Raw genomic sequence first — 16,573 nt, 5'->3', positions numbered from 1 at the left:
CCTGTTTTTATTTATGAATATGATAAATTCCAAGTTTTTGTTTTAATTTCAAAATGCGATAAACAGAACGGTTAATTTGTTTTTCTGAAATCTCATGATTTTGTACAGCCTTTTCAATTGCTGGGATTCCACTAGCGTAGTTTTTACTAATAAGCATATCATTGCCTGCTTTAACTGCAGTAACATCAGCGTTTATTTGTTTTTCTTGTGCAAATTTTGTAATAGCATCCATTCCTAAATCGTCAGTAATAATGATTCCACTATAATGCAAATTTTTACGCAAAAATCGATTTACTTTGGGTGATAATGATGCTGGCAATTGATTGTCTATCTGACTAATTAAAATATGAGAAATTAAAATTGCATCAACTTTAGCTTTGATTCCAGCTTTAAAAGGTAAAAGATCTTGCTTTTTTAGATCACTTAATGACTTGTCGCTTGTTGCAAATCCGGTATGTGTATCATTAGCGTTTCCATAACCTGGGAAATGTTTTAATGTAGCAACGACTTTTTCTTTTTGGATTGCAGGAACAACTTTTGAAATGTATTTTGCAGTTTCAGTGTAGTTTTTACCATATGTACGGTTGTAAATAAAACTGTTAGGGTCAGTTGAAACGTCTGCCACAGGTGCAAAGTTCCAATTTATGCCTAGGCTTTTTAATATTTTGGCAGTTTCTGTTGCTTCAGTTGTTTCTTGTTTTAAGTTTTGATTCAAGTTTAATGGAGATGGAAATTGCCGGTTGTTTGTTAATTGTGGGTTATCAGAAAGACGAGAAACGGTACCACCTTCTTGATCTGTTCCAATAAATAGAGGAATGCTGCTTACTTTTTGAAATTGATTAATCTTATCCTTAAAAGTTTGTTGAGTTTCGTTTTGAAAATCACTACCAAATAAGAGGATTCCTCCGAAATGATATTGCTGGATATCTTTTTCCATCTGAGCTGAATCGCCATTACTAGGAACAAAATACATTTGTGCAATTCGATCCCTTAAGGACATTCTTTTAACTACTTTCATTAAATTATTTGAATTTGATGCTTCAGTAGTATTAGATGAAAGTGATATTGAAGTAATGATGGTGATTATCGTTAATAATATAATATAAAGTCTTTTTCTCATTAGTAGTTGATCCTCCCATGAATTTTCAAAGAATATTATAAAAACTTTTAATGAAAATTGATACCCTATTCTTTAAAAAATGTTACGATTAGTTTACAATAAGGATGTAATGATAAAGAAAGAGAGCGGGTTTTGATGTCACAAAACAAATTACAAACAGTAGTTTTCTATCCAGATGGATCAGAAAAAGTTGCAAGTAAAGTTACTAATAATTCAAGTGAAAATAATGAAAAAAACCAATCAGTAAATTATTTCAAATGGTTGGTTAATTCATGGATTCACCCAGGTACTAAATGCCAAGGAGCAAAATGGTTTGGTATTACAACAATAATTGCTGAATTATTAGTATTCTTTGGCTCATTATATGCTTTCTTCCATAAAGTATTAGCTAATACAATGTTTGATATTGATAACATTTTTTATACATTAAATGGAAGTAAGTCAAATATTGCAGAACTTTTAGTTTATTCAAAATTATTTGGATATAGCTTAATTGCTGCAGCAATTATTCTCGGTGGTACATATTTGGTAAACCGTTACCTAGTATCTGGAGAAAAAGAAAGTTTTTGGGATTATATGAATCGTGTTGCACAATATTGTGGCTTAAACGTGATTTTTGCCCTAGTTATTTTAATTTTAGGATTAATTGGTACTGGCGGTCGTGTAATTTCAATTTTAACAATCTTTTCACTATTCATCTTTGGAATTGCAATTTTGATTGCAGTTGTAGGACATTCAAATGAAGAAGGATTAGATAAGGTTTATGCTGGAATTGTTACAGGCTTAATTATTGGTTTAGGATACTTTGTATTCTACATTTTAGCATCTCAAATCTTACTCCGAATTTTATCAATCGGAATGTCTGTTTTAATGCAAATGATGTTTAGTGGACAATAACCTCTACCATGGCAATTTGAATGTATTTTTACATTCATTGGTTATTTTGAGACTGTGACATTCGTCACAGTCTCATTTAATATGTAATTAAAAATATATCAGATGAGGTGAAAAAATGTTTCCTGAACGTTTACGAGCACTCCGACAGGGTAGAGGATTATCTTTACCTGAATTGGCAGATGCCTTAAATCAGTCTTTAACAGATTATCCACGAGAAAGAGCTAATACAGGCCCTCAAATTGGTAGTTGGGAAAGAGGCGTCAATGCTCCTTCGTATATCGAAATGATGAAACTGGCTGATTATTTTGATGTTTCATTGGATTTTTTGACAGGCCGTGAATATACGGAAATTGAACTTGATGATTTGTTTGTCTCTACTGCTAAATTGAATTTTGATGGTCATCAATTAAGTTCTAAAGATAAGATGGCTATTTATGGAATGATTAAAGGTTATTTGCATGGAAAACAGCTAGAAACTAATCATGAGAAGGTTCAAAGTGGTGAACTGACATTACCATTGGACAAAATTTAAATTTTGTTAATATAATGCTAGATTGGATAAAAAAGGATTTAAAATGTGTTACGGTTATGTAGAAATTTAAAAGATAGGGAGATTTTAATTGTTACATATTTTACAAAATTTATACGGACCATTTTTTGATTTAGAAAATTGGAAAATGGTAATTGAATCAGGACAAGATTGGATGATTATTTTTTCGTTGGTATTGATTGAATGTCTATTATCAGTTGATAATGCAATTGTACTAGCAGCTCAAACACAAAAATTACCAACAAAAGAAGAACAGGAAAAATCATTATTTTATGGTCTTTGGGGAGCATATTTATTTAGATTCCTTTTAATTGGTGTTGGAACATACTTAATTAAATTCTGGTGGATCAAAGTTATTGGTGCAGGTTACTTATTATACTTGTCTATAAAACATTTTTGGAAAATGGCTCATCCAGATTCTGAAAAAGAAGCTAAGAAACAAAAAACTAAAAAGAGAATACTACCATTATTCTTGTCAGTAGTTATTTCAATTGAAATGATGGACATCGTATTTTCTGTGGATTCAATTTTAGCTTCACTAGCAATTTCTCCTAACCCAGTTATTGTGTTAATTGGTGGAATGATTGGGATTTTATGTATGCGTGGAATCGCAGAAGTTATTATGAAATTAATGGAAAAAATACCTGAACTAGAAGTTATGGCATATGCATTAATTGCGATTATTGCAGTTAAACTATTTTTATCAATCCCAGCAATTGATATCGAAATTCCTGCTGGAGTATTTGGCATGATTGTACTTGCATCTGTCGTAATTACATTAATAGTTCATCAAATTAGAGCAAAGAAGATTCAAGAATAGAAAGTAAACTTGAAATTTTTTAAATTTTTCGGTAAAATGAATGGTTGTTAATGTCTGAAGGGAGGTTATTCATATGTCACAAAATACACATATCGGTGTAGCTAATGATCGTCGTCCAGTAAACCACAAGAACATTAAGAAACGTCGTAAGCAACATGAAGCTGTATTAGACTTCTTAAAGGAACGTGATGAAGCTGACAAGGCTGCTAAATAATTGAGCTAACGCGGTTATTGTGCCACGTGGAGCTCAGTAATAATGTGAGCTTTCTCGAGGAGTTACATTATTAAAAAGAGTTTCAATTAATTGAATACGATAAGAAGCTCCACATGGTCGCAGATGCGATTATGTGGCGTTTTTTATAATAATAAAGAATTTGTGACATGAATTAAATGGGTATTTTAGAAGTAACGCATCTTTCAATGAGCTTTGCAGATAAGCAGTTATATTCAGATGCGTCATTTAGTTTAAATAAAACGGATCATATGGGGGTTATCGGACAAAACGGTGCCGGTAAATCAACATTGATTAAATTAATTACTAAACAGATTTTTCCAGATGAAGGGAAGATTAAGTGGCAAAATAATATTAAAATTGGTTATTTAGATCAATATGCTCAAAACGCACATGATTTAACTATAATTGAATTTTTAAGAAGTGCTTTTAAGGACTTATATTTGTTGGAGAAGCAACAAGCCCAATGTTATACGGAATATGCAGAAAATTTAGATGAGAAATTATTAGATAAAGCGGGAAGAATTCAAGAAAAACTTGAAGCTGCTGATTTTTATAATTTGGATACTAAAATTGACCAAGTAATGCAAGGTTTAGGAATAAATGCTCTTGGAAAAGATAGGGAAGTTAGTCAATGTTCAGGAGGACAACGATCAAAAATTATTTTAGCTAAACTATTATTAGAAAATCCAGATGTATTATTGCTTGATGAACCTACGAATTATCTGGATACAGAGCATATTGATTGGTTAACTGATTTTTTGAATGACTTTAGTGGTGCTTTGATGGTTATATCCCACGATTACGATTTCTTAGAAAAAGTAACTAATACAATTATTGATGTAGCATGGGGAAAAATCACTAAATATACAGGGAGTTTTAAAGCTGCAATCAAACAAAAAGAAATAAAAAAAGAAGTGCAACAAAAAGCTTTTGAAAAGCAGCAGCAACAAATTAAAAAAGATGAGGCTTATATTAGGAAAAATAAAGCGGGAAGCCGCTCTAATATGGCAAAATCACGTGAAAAAAGATTAGCCAAAATGGAACGTATTACTCCTCCAAGTGATAATTTACAGGCTCATTTTAAATTTCCTTATATTGAAATATTATCGACAAATACTCTTACTGTTAAAGATTTAGTTGTAGGTTATGATAAGCCATTATTATCTCCAGTTACCTTTTCTATGACACATGGCGAAAAAATCGTTTTGAAGGGGTTTAATGGGGTAGGTAAATCAACTTTGATCAAATCGATTTTAGGACAAATTAAGACTTTTAATGGAACAGCAAAATTTGCTGATAATGTGACAATCAATTATTTTAATCAGGATTTAGTGTGGCAAAATCCACAGTTAACTCCATTGCAGATTATCCAAAATGAGTATCCAAAGTTAGAGCCTAAATTGATTCGTCAAAAATTAGCACGAGTTGGAATAAATGCTTCTAATATAATGAAACCAATTAAATTGCTTAGTGGTGGTGAACAAACCAAAGTTAAGTTATGTATGCTTGAATTAGTATCGTCTAATTTTCTGATTTTAGATGAACCTACTAATCATTTAGATGATGAAACCAAAAATGCCTTACAAGATGCATGTATTAATTTCCCAGGAAATATCATTTTAGTAAGTCATGAACCATCATTTTATGAAGAATGGGTTGATCATGTGTTAAATGTAGAGTCTTTACAAAAGAAAAATTAATTTGTTTTTTGAGTAAAAATTTGAAAAATTTACGGATTTAGGTATATTTATTATGTAACAAATAAAAGTGAGGAAATATTATGGAAAAGAAAAAGCGCCATTTATGGCTTTCTTGGTTAGTTGCAATTTTATTAGTAGGAGCAACTGTTGGGACATATGTATATGTACATCATTTAGAATCGATTAAAGAAGTGAAAATAACAAAACAAAAGAAAATCGATGAAAAAAATGAAAAAATAAACAAAAAGTTGATAAAAAAGCAAAAGAAAAATATGACAAAACCAATTTCATGGGACCAACCTAGTGAAACTTTGCCATATCCTGATATAAAAAAATACAAAAACTATAAAACATATAATCGAGTATGGTTATCAGTTGATTTAAAAGCAGAACGACTATATGTTCATCAAGGACCATATACTATTTATACAATGTATGCTTATGCTAATCGAGATTATGATGAGATGAGTGACAATCAAAGAACGCCAACTGGTATTTTCAAAATACATAAAAATCGAGGAACTGATTACTATGATGCACCAAAAGGATATTTCTATCATGCATGGCTATCTTTTGGTAAACATGGAAATTCTATGATTCAATCAGTTCCAACTACTGAAAATGGTGGCAAAATTAAGAAGATAACCGATGTCTTAGGTAAGCGATACAAGCATAAACATGTTGTAAAAACTAATGGTGCAATTTGGTTAAGTGCACCAGATGCCAAATGGTTAGTCGAAAATATTCCTGCTAAGACAATCATTATTATTCAAAGTCAAAAAGAAAAAACAGATCCTTATCAAACTTTGAAAAAGTATTATGAGCAGAAAAAAGATTAGTCGCAGTTAAGGTGATGAGAATGGAAATTAAAGTTAAAGACTTTATTGACGATATTGTAGATGGAAAATTTATTAATAGTGAAATGCAAGTTGCAATTGAAGATTTAGACTCTGCATTAAAACAAGTCATATCAGATTTTCAACTTTCTGTTTCACAAAATAAATTGAGTAAGCAGACACTTTTCGTACAGGGATTTAATGAAGAAATTCAATTTAGCTTAGAAAGTGGGATTATAAATCTTCCGTTTGCAAACATTAGTAAAGTAGATAATTTTTTTGAAAATCCAGATGATAACGCACCAGTGAACCTATATTTAATTACACAAGCAGACGATTTAAATGCATCTAAGTTTAGAATTGATGAAGTTTGTTCGATTGATGACTTAATAAACCATCCAGCTAAAACGGCATCGATGGTATCTGAGATGGTGCATAAAAACATCGAGGATATTCAAAAAAATATTGAAATGAAAACTGAAAATAAAAATTAGAAGGGTGTAAGATGGAACAACACGTTTTAGATATTCAAGAAGGATTTAATTTTCGTGATATTGGTGGTTATGAAACTAAAGATGGTCAAATAATTAAATTGCATAAGGCAGTTCGTTCGGGAATGCTTTATAATCTTAATCAACATGATTTAGACTATTTAAATGATTATGGGGTTAGAGTAGATATTGATTTTCGTTCAAAAGAAGAACAAGAATCTTTTCCTGATAAAGTTCCAACAGCAGCTAAATATATCTCAGATCCGGTTTTTCCTGCAGATGAAACTAATAGTACTGAAAAAGCACAATTGCGCAAAAAGGCATTTTTAGAAGATCCTAATGCAGGTTATAAAAATATGATTCAGTCATATAAAGATATTGTTCTAGCACCAAGTGCACATAAAGCTTATCGCCTCTTCTTTGATGAATTATTAGCAAATACTAATGAGGATGAAGCAGTATTGTTCCACTGTACAGCTGGAAAAGATCGAACAGGAATGGGTGCAGTTTATCTAATGAGCATATTAGGTGTTCCATTTGAAATAATCCGTAAAGATTATTTATCTTCAAATAAACATTTAATTATTAATCAACAAAATAAACAAGAAATGTATAAAGACTTAGGAGAGGTTTTCCTAAAAAATATTGAAGCTTTAACAATGGTTTGTGATGAATACCTGGATACTGCATTAAATATCATTAAGAATGAATATGGATCGATTGTAAAATATCTAGAAGATGTTATTAAAGTAACACCTGAACAACAAAAAGATTTAAAGAAAATTTACTTAATAAATAGATAGTTTTTTCAAACATACCATGTAAAAGGTGGTATTATTAGTTATATAAACTTTATTGAGAAATGGGGAATGACTAAATGTCAAGTGGTCAGGCGATAATCAACTTGATTATTGTAGTGATCGTATTTTACTTTGCGGCGTTTTTTGTATCCGCGGAATTTGCAATTGTTTCTGTACGTAAAAGTGCGATTGAAAGTGCTTTGGAAGAAGGCAAGGGAAACAAAAAGAAATTAAAACTAGCATTGCAAATGGTCACGAATATGAATGAGTACCTGTCAACGACTCAAGTAGGGGTTTCAACGACTGGAATCATTTTAGGTTGGATTGGTGCAGATACTCTTTCGCAAGTTTTAACAAACTTATTTGGACATTTACCAATAAATCATGCAACTATTGTAGCTGTTAGTGCAGTTTTAGGGGTTGCAATTTTAACTTATTTAGAAGTTGTTTTAACGGAAATTGTTCCTAAAAATATTAGTATTGATATGCCAATGAAAATGATGATGTTCATTGTTAGACCATTACATTATTTTCATGTGATTTTTTATCCATTCGTTTGGTTACTAAATGCTTCAGCTTCTGGAATTGTCAAAATGTTAGGCTTAAAACCGGCTGGCGAAGAAGAAGACGTAATGTCGCAGAATGAAATTTTAAACGTTTCTAAAAACTCTGTTGACAGCGGAGCAATTGATCAAGAAGATTATGTTTATATGGAACGGGCTTTTGAATTTAATGATAAAGTGGCCAAAGACATAATGGTTGATCGAACAAGTTTAGAAGTTGTAGATGTTACTGACACAGTACGTGATGTAATAAATAAATATTTACAGACAAAATACTCACGTTATCCAGTTGTTGCTAACAATGATAAAGATAATATTTTAGGCTATGTGTACATTTATGATATGATTCGTCAAGCTCAAGTTGATGATACAGTTAAGGTTGCTCGTGTAATGCGGACTGTTATTACAGCCCCAGAAATGACACCAATTCAAAAACTATTACAACAGATGATTAAAAAACATGTACCATTAGTTGTGATTTTAGATGAATATGGTGGGACTAGTGGGATTGTAACTGATCGCGATATTTATGAAGAATTATTTGGAACGGTAAAAGATGAGGCTGATGATGTTTCATCTGATGATATTATCTCCAATAAAGATGGTTCATACACAGTTTCTGGGAAAACGACATTATATGATTTTGAACGTTTCTTTAAGTTTAAAGACAAAGAATTTCAAGAATCAGATAGTGTTACACTAGCGGGTTACTTACTTGAAAATTACAAAGTCAAATTAGGAACAAAAATTACGCTTGGAAATGTAGAAGTTGAAGTTACTGATTTTAAGCGTAATTACATTGATTGGATGAAAGTAAAACCTTTAAAAAAGAATGAAAAATCAGAATAAAGGAAAGGTTATGGTGGGAACCATGACCTTTTTTTGTTAAAAAGGAGGGCAAAAAATGGTATTAAAACGCATGTTAGAACTTCAAGGTGGAGTTAATTTTCGCGAACTTGGAGGATATCATACAATTACGGGTAAGACTGTTAAATATCATAAGCTATTACGTTCAGGTAATATGAATGATTTAACAGATCAGGATTTAAATTATCTATATAATTATGGTTTACGAATTGATGTAGATTTACGTTCAGAATCAGAAGTAGAATATTATCCTGATCGTTATCAAAAGGGAACAGCGTATGTAAATATACCTGTTTATCCTTTTAGTAAAGATGTATTTAAAAATTTAGGAATAGTAAATTATATGAAATTAAAGTTAGATAATAATAATTATGCTGATCAAAGTTATGTTCAAATGCTTGTTGATAAGCATGCATGGTGTGCTTATCGCAAAGTCTTTGATTTGTTGTTAGCTAATGAAAAAGAAAATCAAAGTTTAGTTTTTCATTGTACAGCAGGGAAAGATCGTACAGGAGTAGCTGCATTTTTAATTTTAAATGCTCTTCAAGTTAAACCTGACGAAATATTAAACGATTATTTGTTAACAAACTTATTTTTTCAAGGTAATTCTGCAAAAGAAATCAATGAATTAGTAACAAATGATCAAAGAAATGCTTTGGCAGATAAATTAAATGCTAATTTAGCTGTTAGTGCTGATAATTTTGCTATTTTAGAAAAAACATGTAATGTAGTAGCTTCATCAATGGATGATTATTTAAAAAAATATTTGAATTTAGATGCAATCCAATTAAAAAAATTACGTTCGATTTATTTGGAGTAAAAATTCAAAATATTCAATATAAAATTAAATATAAACAGATAATTAGAAAAAATATTCGTAAATGATATTTTTAAAGAGAAAATACTTGAAATTTGTACGGATTTTTTGTAATCTATATAGCAACAAATTATTTTTGAAGGAGATCAGAGAATGTCAAAATGGGATACTAAATTTTCAAAAAAAGGTTTTACATTTGATGATGTATTATTAATTCCTGCTGAAAGTCATGTTTTACCAAATGAAGTTGATTTGAGTGTAGATTTAGCTGATAATTTGCATTTAAATATTCCGATTATCAGTGCAGGAATGGATACAGTTACGGAATCACGGATGGCAATTGCAATGGCTCGTGAAGGAGGACTTGGTGTAATTCATAAGAATATGTCTGTTGAACGCCAAGCAGAAGAAGTTCGCAGAGTTAAACGCTCAGAAAATGGAATTATTGATGATCCATTCTATTTAACTAAAGATAATACTGTAACTGAAGCAGAAAACTTAATGCAATTGAACGAGATTAGTTCTGTGCCAGTAATTGATAATGAAGAAAACCGTAAGCTTTTGGGAATCATTACAAGTCGTGATGTACGCTTTATTAAAGATCATTCTCAAAAATTAAATGATGTAATGATTAAAGAAGATTTAGTTACTGCTAAAGAAGGCACATCATTAGCAGAAGCACGAGATATTCTTAAGAAAAATAAGATTGAGAAACTTCCTTTGGTTGATGGTCAAGGCAGTTTATCTGGATTAATTACATTAAAAGATATTGAAAGAGTAGTCGAATTTCCAAATGCTGCTAAAGATGAACAAGGACATTTATTAGTTGCAGCTGCTGTAGGAGTTACAAGTGACACATTTGAACGTGCTGCAGCATTATTAGATGCAGGAGCAGATGCTTTAGTAATCGATACTGCACATGGTCATTCTGCAGGTGTCTTACGTAAAATCAAAGAAATTCGTGAACATTTTCCACATGCAACATTGATTGCAGGAAATGTTGCAACAGCAGAAGCTACACGTGATTTATATGAAGCTGGTGTTGATGTAGTTAAGGTTGGTATTGGACCTGGTTCAATTTGTACAACAAGAATTGTTGCAGGTGTTGGTGTACCACAATTAACAGCTGTTTATGATGCAGCAAGTGTAGCCCGAGAATATAATAAGGCAATTATTGCTGATGGTGGAATTAAATATTCTGGTGACATTGTAAAAGCTATTGCAGCTGGTGGTAATGCAGTAATGTTAGGTTCAATGTTAGCGGGTACAGAAGAAGCTCCAGGTGAAACAGTCTTTTATCAAGGTCGTCGTTTCAAATCATATCGTGGAATGGGAAGTTTAGGAGCAATGGACTCAACTCATGGTTCATCTGATCGCTACTTCCAAAGTGCTGTAAATGAAGCAAATAAATTAGTTCCAGAAGGAATTGAAGGCCAAGTTGCATATAAAGGTCCGGTTTCAAGTGTTCTTTATCAAATGGATGGTGGATTACGCGCAGGTATGGGATACTGTGGTGCTCCTGATCTTAAAGCATTACGTGAAGATGCTCAATTTGTACAAATTACAGGTGCTGGGTTACGTGAATCTCATCCACATGATGTTCAAATTACTAAAGAAGCACCAAACTACTCAAGAGATTAAAAATAAAAAGACTATGTTTTAAAACATAGTCTTTTTTTTATATAAAGTGATGTTTTTTCATATAAACAAACAGCCAAATCATAAAGGCAATATTTAATACAATAATTATTAACCATGCCCAATGGTTATTCATTAACGGTAAATTAACGTTCATTCCAAAAAATCCAGTAATAATAGTTGGAATAGTTAATAACAAGGACCATACTGTAAGGAACTTCATGGTATCGTTCAAGTTATTATTCAAAATATTATTAGATGTTTTAGAAAGCATCTCAGTTACTTCATTTGAAATTTTTACCATTTGAGATGATTGATTCGATTCAATTAGAATATCATCTAATCTTTCTAAAGCGGCTGTAGTAAATTTAGAAGACAATGGAGTCTTATTCAAACTCTCAAGCATCATTAAATTTGTACTAATACTACTAGAAAGATATACTAAACTTTTTTCAATTTGTGCTAATTCTCGTAAATCACGGTTAGCAATTTCGCTATTCAATGCACGGTCTAGTTGGTTTCGTTCAGTATTAATTTGAGTAAGTGCACGTTGAAAATATTGAGTAGAATGAAATAAAAACAACATTACAAATTCTACAATATTTTTAACATTTTCAAGACGATTGTGCATGTCAGATTCCACAAATTGATCAAACACATAATTTGTTCGATGTGTGTGAAATGTAAAGACTGTTGATTGATAAATCAAAAAGACGATTGGACGTGTTGTAAAGTGATTAATTTCAACACTGGGCCATAACGGAACGTCGTATACCAGCAAATGACTATCAGTGTGTTCATCATAGTCATAGTGCGGACGTTCATTTAAGTCAGAAATATATGATGTAATTTCTGGTGTTAATTTAAAAGTCTTTTTTAATTCACGAATATCAGCTTCATCAATATCAACAACATCTAGCCACTTAAAATTATTAGATGCTAATTCTGGTAAATCCTCGTGTTTGATCAAAATGTTTCACCTCTTTAAACAATATCTTTATTATTGTAACAAAAAAACGAGAGGGAATGAATAAAAAAATTATTTTTCTTGAGTCATTTTACCATCAATTATGTTATAGATATTATCAGCAAATTTACGTAAACGAAGATCATGAGTTACTACAATGACAGCACGTTGTTGTGTATGGGCTAATTCAGCAAGGATTTTACCAACTTCTTCAACGCGTTCAGTATCTAAAGCGGCAGTTGGTTCATCAGCTAATATTATTTCGGGATTAGGATAAAGAGCACGTGCAATGGCTACTCTTTGACTTTGTCCTCCTGATAACTCATCAGGATACTTATTGATTAAATTATTAATACCTAATTGTTTAAGTAATGCTGTTAATTGATCTGCTGACATGTTATTTTTCTTTTTTATTTTATCAACTAATTTAAATTGATCCGCAACAGTTAAATAAGGGACTAAATTGTATGATTGTAATACAAAGCCAATATGATTAAGACGAATTTTTTCACGCTGTTTGCTGGTTAGTGTTTGAACGTTTTTGTCATTAATTAGAACTTTGCCACTAGTTGGAGTTTGTAAACCACCTGCAATTGTTAAAAAGGTGCTTTTACCTGAACCTGATGGTCCTAAAATGAGTGAAAGTTTTCCATAATCAGCACTAAAATTAATATCAGTTAAAGCATTAACTTGAGCACTTCCTTGTCCAAAAATTTTATTCACGTTTTGTAATAATAACGTAGCCATATTAAAACTCCTTTCTACCCGATTACTTTAATTGGATCAATCTTCAAGATAGTCCAGATTGGTAAAATAGCACCTAATATAGATGTAAGTGTTAAACCTAATCCGACTGCACTTAGTATAGGAAGATTAAATGTCATTGGTACACTAGCTGGAATAAAGATACTTGTAAGGTATGTTAGTAATGCTCCAATTAAAATTCCGCTAATAACTAATATAAGTGATTGTGAAATTGTATTAATTACTAAAGTTTTAGCAGGAATACCTTGTGCTCTTAAAACAGCATAGTTTGGTAATTTTTGATTTGTAATGATATATAAGAAAATTGCAATTACAATGAGAGAAATTACCATTAAAAAACCAATCATAAATTCAAATGTTGTATTTTGTGCAGTATATCCAGGTAAATTATTTATAAACTTATTAATAGAATAAACTTGTAAATCGGAAGAATTTACTTTATATGAAGTTGATTTAGTAACTAATGCATTACCAATGAAATTAGTGTTTAAATTACTAATTTCATTCCATTCGCTTAAAAAACCATAAACAATAGGGGAAATATTAATTTTGGCGTTATTAGTAAATCCAACTATTTGGTATTTTTGTTCAAGAGAGTTTAGTTTAATCCATTGATTAAGTTTATATCCATCATTTTGAAAAGAAGAATCTAAAACAACTTGATGATTATTTTTAGGTAAATGTCCACTGGTCAATTTCATATCTTGATAGATAAATTGTGAAGATTTTATACCAATAAAAGTTGCAGAAATTTTTTGGGCATTAGGATGCTTAACAACAACATTAGCTTGTCCAATTAATGCTTCATTTTTGCCTTGTTTAAGTTGTTTTCCTTGTTGTTTAGTAATAAAAGACTGTCGCATACTGATATTTGAATTTTTATTTAATACAATTTGTTGAGCATGCCAGGTATCAATTGCTGCAGTATTCTGACTTGAGAGTCCTTGTGCTAGGCTTGTTAAAATAAAAATTAAATAACTAATTAAGACAACCATAGAAATAACGAGACTATATCTAAGTTTTTCATGTTTAATTTCTTTAAGTGCTAAGAACATAACTATTACTCCTTCATATTTTGAATAATATTTGCAAAACGATTTAAGTAAAATGTGTGATGCGGATAATCTAAGAAAATCTCACGTAAAGTTTCGTGACTTAATGTGAAAATTATCCATTCCTTTTTAGTAAACTTTATAGTAGATATAAATGGATGTAGCAATTGTTCATTGCTTTTAAAATGCATTCTAAATAAATCAAAATAAGAACTAGAATTAGCTTCAGCAATAAATTTTTTCATTTTATCGATTAAAAATGAAGAATCTTGAAAATTCTCAAGAGATAAATCATTATGAAGTTCTTTAAATGCTTTATTTAATAAATATTGATAAGCATCCTCTAAATTATCAAAATATTTATAAAATGCTCCACGAGCAATTTCAGCTTTTTTTGACAATTCGGGCGACTTGAGCATCATTGATTGAATAATGAGAAAATTCGATTAGAAGAGCTTGTTCAATTCGTTGTTTTTTTAAATTATTTAAATGTTCAAAAGTAGTTGTAGGCATAATTTCCTCCTGGTTGACATTGTGTCACTTTTTAATTTGATTATATTATTTAAGGTGACACTTTGTCAATTCTTTAAATTTACTTGTTATTCTTTGATGTTAGGTGTAAATATTAGTTGCTAAATGATATGATTGTACTTGAAAATATATGAGTTAAGGGATAGGTTATGAAAAAAGAAACAAGACGTAAAATTTTCTTATATACTGCAGTAACATTTGGGATTATATTAGCTCTTGGATTATTGACTCTTTTAATTCAAGATTATTATCCTCAAATTAAAGAACTATTTAATCCAAATGCTGATCGGGCATATTTGAAACAAGCATTTCGTCATCACGGATTAAAGGATGCATGCTTGTTAATTGGATTAACGGCAATTTTAACAGCAATTCCAGGAGCACCTGTGGCTGTAATATGTATTTTTAATGGAGTATTATATGGGCCATGGGCTGGAATTTTAATGAACTTAATTGGGTATGTTTTAGGAGATTTATTAGTAGTTTACTTGTTGGCTCATTTTAACTTTATTAAGAAATCAAAGAACTTTAAGAAACAAATGGCTTCATTTAAACGCTTTAAGAATCCAGCTTTAGCGATCATTTTGGGATATGCAATTCCATTTATTCCATCAAGTTTTACTAGTTATATGGCGGTTAAATTAAAAATGAAATTGTCGAAATTAATAACATGTATTGCAATTGGAACATTACCAACATCATTACTTTATGCATTTGGTGGTGATGCTGTATTTAAAGGAAATACATTAAGAATGATTATCGCAGTAGTATTAATTGTTATTATTTTTGCTGGATTAGTAAAAATTTATCATGAATTTAGTAAAAAAAGACGCGAAGATGAAGTTTTAAAATAACAAAACTGTTACAAAATAAGGGTTTAAAGTAGCGAAAAAGACATTTAAAGATGTTTTTTCGCTATTTTTTTAATAAAAAATAATTTTTTTGAGCAAAATAAGTTTGAATATTAGGCAAAAAGTGCATTTTTTGTCATATTTTAGAGAATTTCTACAAATACCATAGGTAAGGGAATAAGCTGATATATATAAAAATATATTGTTGAAATTTGTTGCGAATTATTACAAGAGTAATATAAATATTACAGAAATGGGGGAAATAGTAATTCATTTGCTATTTTATTGTTACACAGACCTCTTATACTAAACTATGTTGTTTCGATGGAAGGCGAAACAAAGTATAGAGTTTAGTAAATAGATAAGACAAATTTTACAGGAGTGAATTTAATTTATGAAGAATATGAAAAAATTATTTGTAACAGTTGCTACAGCTTTAGGAGTTACTACTGTTAGTGCCGCAGCAGTTAATGCTGATACAATTACAGTAAAAAGTGGTGACACACTTTCAAAGATTGCTAAAGAATACAATACATCAATTTCAAGCCTTCAATCATTAAATAGTTTATCAAACATCAACATGATTTATGCTGGTCAACAATTGAAGGTTAATAATAATGGTGAACAACAAGTTGCAACAACAACTGCTGTGAATAATGGAACAGCAAGTCAAGCTACACAAACAACTCAACCAGCTGCTCAACAAGTTTCATATAACACAACTACTACATCAAATAATAATCAAACAAGTAGTAACAATAACTACTCATCAAATCTTTCAAGTAGTGAAGAAGCAGCACGTGCATGGATTGTTGCACGCGAATCAGGCGGTAACTACAACGCACGTAATGGTCAATACATTGGTAAATATCAATTAAGTGCATCATACTTAAATGGTGATTACTCAGAAGCTAACCAAGATAAAGTTGCTGATGAATATGTAACTTCACGTTACGGTTCATGGCAAGGTGCACAACAACACTGGCAACAATGTGGTTGGTACTAAAATAAAAGAATTAAGAGAAGCTATGACACTAGTCATAGCTTTTTTATTATAAAAAAAATAACTTTTT

The 16,573-nt window shown here is 30.6% G+C and carries 19 protein-coding genes; 13 read left to right on the top strand and 6 right to left on the bottom strand.

Translation table 11 applies throughout. The features are described from left to right. Positions 1-7: 7 nt before the first annotated feature. Complete coding sequence (locus QPK35_RS06425) at positions 8-1,120, bottom strand: glycoside hydrolase family 3 protein (RefSeq protein ID WP_290033130.1); 1,113 nt, start codon at positions 1,118-1,120, stop codon at positions 8-10. 135 nt (positions 1,121-1,255) lie between these two features. Here QPK35_RS06425 and QPK35_RS06420 point away from each other — a divergent pair, with 135 nt between their 5' ends. From QPK35_RS06420 to guaB, 11 genes are all read left to right on the top strand, one after another. Continuing rightward, positions 1,256-2,017, top strand: coding sequence for a DUF6574 domain-containing protein (locus QPK35_RS06420; protein ID WP_290033129.1), 762 nt, complete (start codon positions 1,256-1,258; stop codon positions 2,015-2,017). Positions 2,018-2,132: 115 nt separating this feature from the next. Beyond that, the gene (locus tag QPK35_RS06415; RefSeq protein WP_290033128.1) at positions 2,133-2,549 is read left to right on the top strand and encodes a helix-turn-helix domain-containing protein; all 417 of its coding nucleotides are present in this window, start codon (positions 2,133-2,135) and stop codon (positions 2,547-2,549) included. A 145-nt stretch (positions 2,550-2,694) separates the two neighbouring features. Next, positions 2,695-3,387 carry a TerC family protein gene (locus QPK35_RS06410; RefSeq protein WP_290034258.1) on the top strand — a complete coding sequence of 231 codons (693 nt, stop codon included), beginning with the start codon at positions 2,695-2,697 and terminating at the stop codon, positions 3,385-3,387. Between the two features lie 73 nt (positions 3,388-3,460). After that, positions 3,461-3,601, top strand: a complete 141-nt coding sequence (locus QPK35_RS06405; protein ID WP_290033127.1) for a hypothetical protein — start codon at positions 3,461-3,463, stop codon at positions 3,599-3,601. Positions 3,602-3,777: 176 nt separating this feature from the next. Further along, complete coding sequence (locus QPK35_RS06400) at positions 3,778-5,322, top strand: ABC-F family ATP-binding cassette domain-containing protein (protein ID WP_290033126.1); 1,545 nt, start codon at positions 3,778-3,780, stop codon at positions 5,320-5,322. Positions 5,323-5,402: 80 nt separating this feature from the next. Then, complete coding sequence (locus tag QPK35_RS06395; RefSeq protein ID WP_290033125.1) at positions 5,403-6,161, top strand: L,D-transpeptidase; 759 nt, start codon at positions 5,403-5,405, stop codon at positions 6,159-6,161. Between the two features lie 20 nt (positions 6,162-6,181). Then, positions 6,182-6,652: a hypothetical protein gene (locus QPK35_RS06390; RefSeq protein ID WP_290033124.1), complete on the top strand. Its 471-nt coding sequence runs from the start codon at positions 6,182-6,184 to the stop codon at positions 6,650-6,652. Between the two features lie 11 nt (positions 6,653-6,663). Beyond that, positions 6,664-7,452 carry a tyrosine-protein phosphatase gene (locus QPK35_RS06385; protein WP_290033123.1) on the top strand — a complete coding sequence of 263 codons (789 nt, stop codon included), beginning with the start codon at positions 6,664-6,666 and terminating at the stop codon, positions 7,450-7,452. A 74-nt stretch (positions 7,453-7,526) separates the two neighbouring features. Continuing rightward, positions 7,527-8,861, top strand: a complete 1,335-nt coding sequence (locus tag QPK35_RS06380; protein ID WP_290033122.1) for a hemolysin family protein — start codon at positions 7,527-7,529, stop codon at positions 8,859-8,861. A 55-nt stretch (positions 8,862-8,916) separates the two neighbouring features. Continuing rightward, positions 8,917-9,699: a tyrosine-protein phosphatase gene (locus tag QPK35_RS06375; protein WP_290033121.1), complete on the top strand. Its 783-nt coding sequence runs from the start codon at positions 8,917-8,919 to the stop codon at positions 9,697-9,699. Between the two features lie 150 nt (positions 9,700-9,849). Further along, positions 9,850-11,337, top strand: a complete 1,488-nt coding sequence (gene guaB / locus QPK35_RS06370; RefSeq protein ID WP_290033119.1) for an IMP dehydrogenase — start codon at positions 9,850-9,852, stop codon at positions 11,335-11,337. Positions 11,338-11,374: 37 nt separating this feature from the next. Here guaB and QPK35_RS06365 read toward each other — a convergent pair whose 3' ends face one another. From QPK35_RS06365 to QPK35_RS06345, 5 genes are all read right to left on the bottom strand, one after another. Further along, complete coding sequence (locus tag QPK35_RS06365; RefSeq protein WP_290033118.1) at positions 11,375-12,304, bottom strand: magnesium transporter CorA family protein; 930 nt, start codon at positions 12,302-12,304, stop codon at positions 11,375-11,377. 69 nt (positions 12,305-12,373) lie between these two features. After that, positions 12,374-13,048 carry an ABC transporter ATP-binding protein gene (locus QPK35_RS06360; protein ID WP_290033117.1) on the bottom strand — a complete coding sequence of 225 codons (675 nt, stop codon included), beginning with the start codon at positions 13,046-13,048 and terminating at the stop codon, positions 12,374-12,376. Between the two features lie 14 nt (positions 13,049-13,062). Further along, the gene (locus tag QPK35_RS06355; protein ID WP_290033116.1) at positions 13,063-14,121 is read right to left on the bottom strand and encodes an ABC transporter permease; all 1,059 of its coding nucleotides are present in this window, start codon (positions 14,119-14,121) and stop codon (positions 13,063-13,065) included. A 5-nt stretch (positions 14,122-14,126) separates the two neighbouring features. Next, positions 14,127-14,519, bottom strand: a complete 393-nt coding sequence (locus tag QPK35_RS06350) for a TetR/AcrR family transcriptional regulator (RefSeq protein ID WP_290033115.1) — start codon at positions 14,517-14,519, stop codon at positions 14,127-14,129. Beyond that, positions 14,503-14,631, bottom strand: coding sequence for a hypothetical protein (locus QPK35_RS06345; RefSeq protein WP_290033114.1), 129 nt, complete (start codon positions 14,629-14,631; stop codon positions 14,503-14,505). Before QPK35_RS06345 ends, QPK35_RS06350 begins: the two co-directional genes overlap by 17 nt. A 167-nt stretch (positions 14,632-14,798) precedes the next feature. Here QPK35_RS06345 and QPK35_RS06340 point away from each other — a divergent pair, with 167 nt between their 5' ends. Together QPK35_RS06340 and apf are read left to right on the top strand one after the other, a co-directional pair. Continuing rightward, the gene (locus QPK35_RS06340; protein WP_290033113.1) at positions 14,799-15,503 is read left to right on the top strand and encodes a TVP38/TMEM64 family protein; all 705 of its coding nucleotides are present in this window, start codon (positions 14,799-14,801) and stop codon (positions 15,501-15,503) included. A gap of 400 nt (positions 15,504-15,903) precedes the next feature. Further along, positions 15,904-16,506, top strand: a complete 603-nt coding sequence (gene apf, locus QPK35_RS06335) for an aggregation-promoting factor (RefSeq protein WP_290034257.1) — start codon at positions 15,904-15,906, stop codon at positions 16,504-16,506. Positions 16,507-16,573: the final 67 nt, after the last annotated feature.

This window comes from Ligilactobacillus cholophilus (assembly GCF_030389495.1).
Taxonomy (GTDB): domain Bacteria; phylum Bacillota; class Bacilli; order Lactobacillales; family Lactobacillaceae; genus Ligilactobacillus; species Ligilactobacillus cholophilus.
The sequence above is the reverse complement of the archived record's forward strand: the minus strand, read 5'-3'. Positions and strand labels throughout refer to the sequence as shown.

Bases quoted from the DNA above. Each gene is read 5' to 3' on its own strand.
- QPK35_RS06425 (WP_290033130.1), bottom strand. From the start codon at position 1,120: ATGAGAAAAAGACTTTATATTATATTATTAACGATAATCACCATCATT.
- QPK35_RS06420 (WP_290033129.1), top strand. From the start codon at position 1,256: ATGTCACAAAACAAATTACAAACAGTAGTTTTCTATCCAGATGGATCA.
- QPK35_RS06415 (WP_290033128.1), top strand. From the start codon at position 2,133: ATGTTTCCTGAACGTTTACGAGCACTCCGACAGGGTAGAGGATTATCT.
- QPK35_RS06410 (WP_290034258.1), top strand. From the start codon at position 2,695: ATGGTAATTGAATCAGGACAAGATTGGATGATTATTTTTTCGTTGGTA.
- QPK35_RS06405 (WP_290033127.1), top strand. From the start codon at position 3,461: ATGTCACAAAATACACATATCGGTGTAGCTAATGATCGTCGTCCAGTA.
- QPK35_RS06400 (WP_290033126.1), top strand. From the start codon at position 3,778: ATGGGTATTTTAGAAGTAACGCATCTTTCAATGAGCTTTGCAGATAAG.
- QPK35_RS06395 (WP_290033125.1), top strand. From the start codon at position 5,403: ATGGAAAAGAAAAAGCGCCATTTATGGCTTTCTTGGTTAGTTGCAATT.
- QPK35_RS06390 (WP_290033124.1), top strand. From the start codon at position 6,182: ATGGAAATTAAAGTTAAAGACTTTATTGACGATATTGTAGATGGAAAA.
- QPK35_RS06385 (WP_290033123.1), top strand. From the start codon at position 6,664: ATGGAACAACACGTTTTAGATATTCAAGAAGGATTTAATTTTCGTGAT.
- QPK35_RS06380 (WP_290033122.1), top strand. From the start codon at position 7,527: ATGTCAAGTGGTCAGGCGATAATCAACTTGATTATTGTAGTGATCGTA.
- QPK35_RS06375 (WP_290033121.1), top strand. From the start codon at position 8,917: ATGGTATTAAAACGCATGTTAGAACTTCAAGGTGGAGTTAATTTTCGC.
- guaB (WP_290033119.1), top strand. From the start codon at position 9,850: ATGTCAAAATGGGATACTAAATTTTCAAAAAAAGGTTTTACATTTGAT.
- QPK35_RS06360 (WP_290033117.1), bottom strand. From the start codon at position 13,048: ATGGCTACGTTATTATTACAAAACGTGAATAAAATTTTTGGACAAGGA.
- QPK35_RS06355 (WP_290033116.1), bottom strand. From the start codon at position 14,121: ATGTTCTTAGCACTTAAAGAAATTAAACATGAAAAACTTAGATATAGT.
- QPK35_RS06345 (WP_290033114.1), bottom strand. From the start codon at position 14,631: ATGCCTACAACTACTTTTGAACATTTAAATAATTTAAAAAAACAACGA.
- QPK35_RS06340 (WP_290033113.1), top strand. From the start codon at position 14,799: ATGAAAAAAGAAACAAGACGTAAAATTTTCTTATATACTGCAGTAACA.
- apf (WP_290034257.1), top strand. From the start codon at position 15,904: ATGAAAAAATTATTTGTAACAGTTGCTACAGCTTTAGGAGTTACTACT.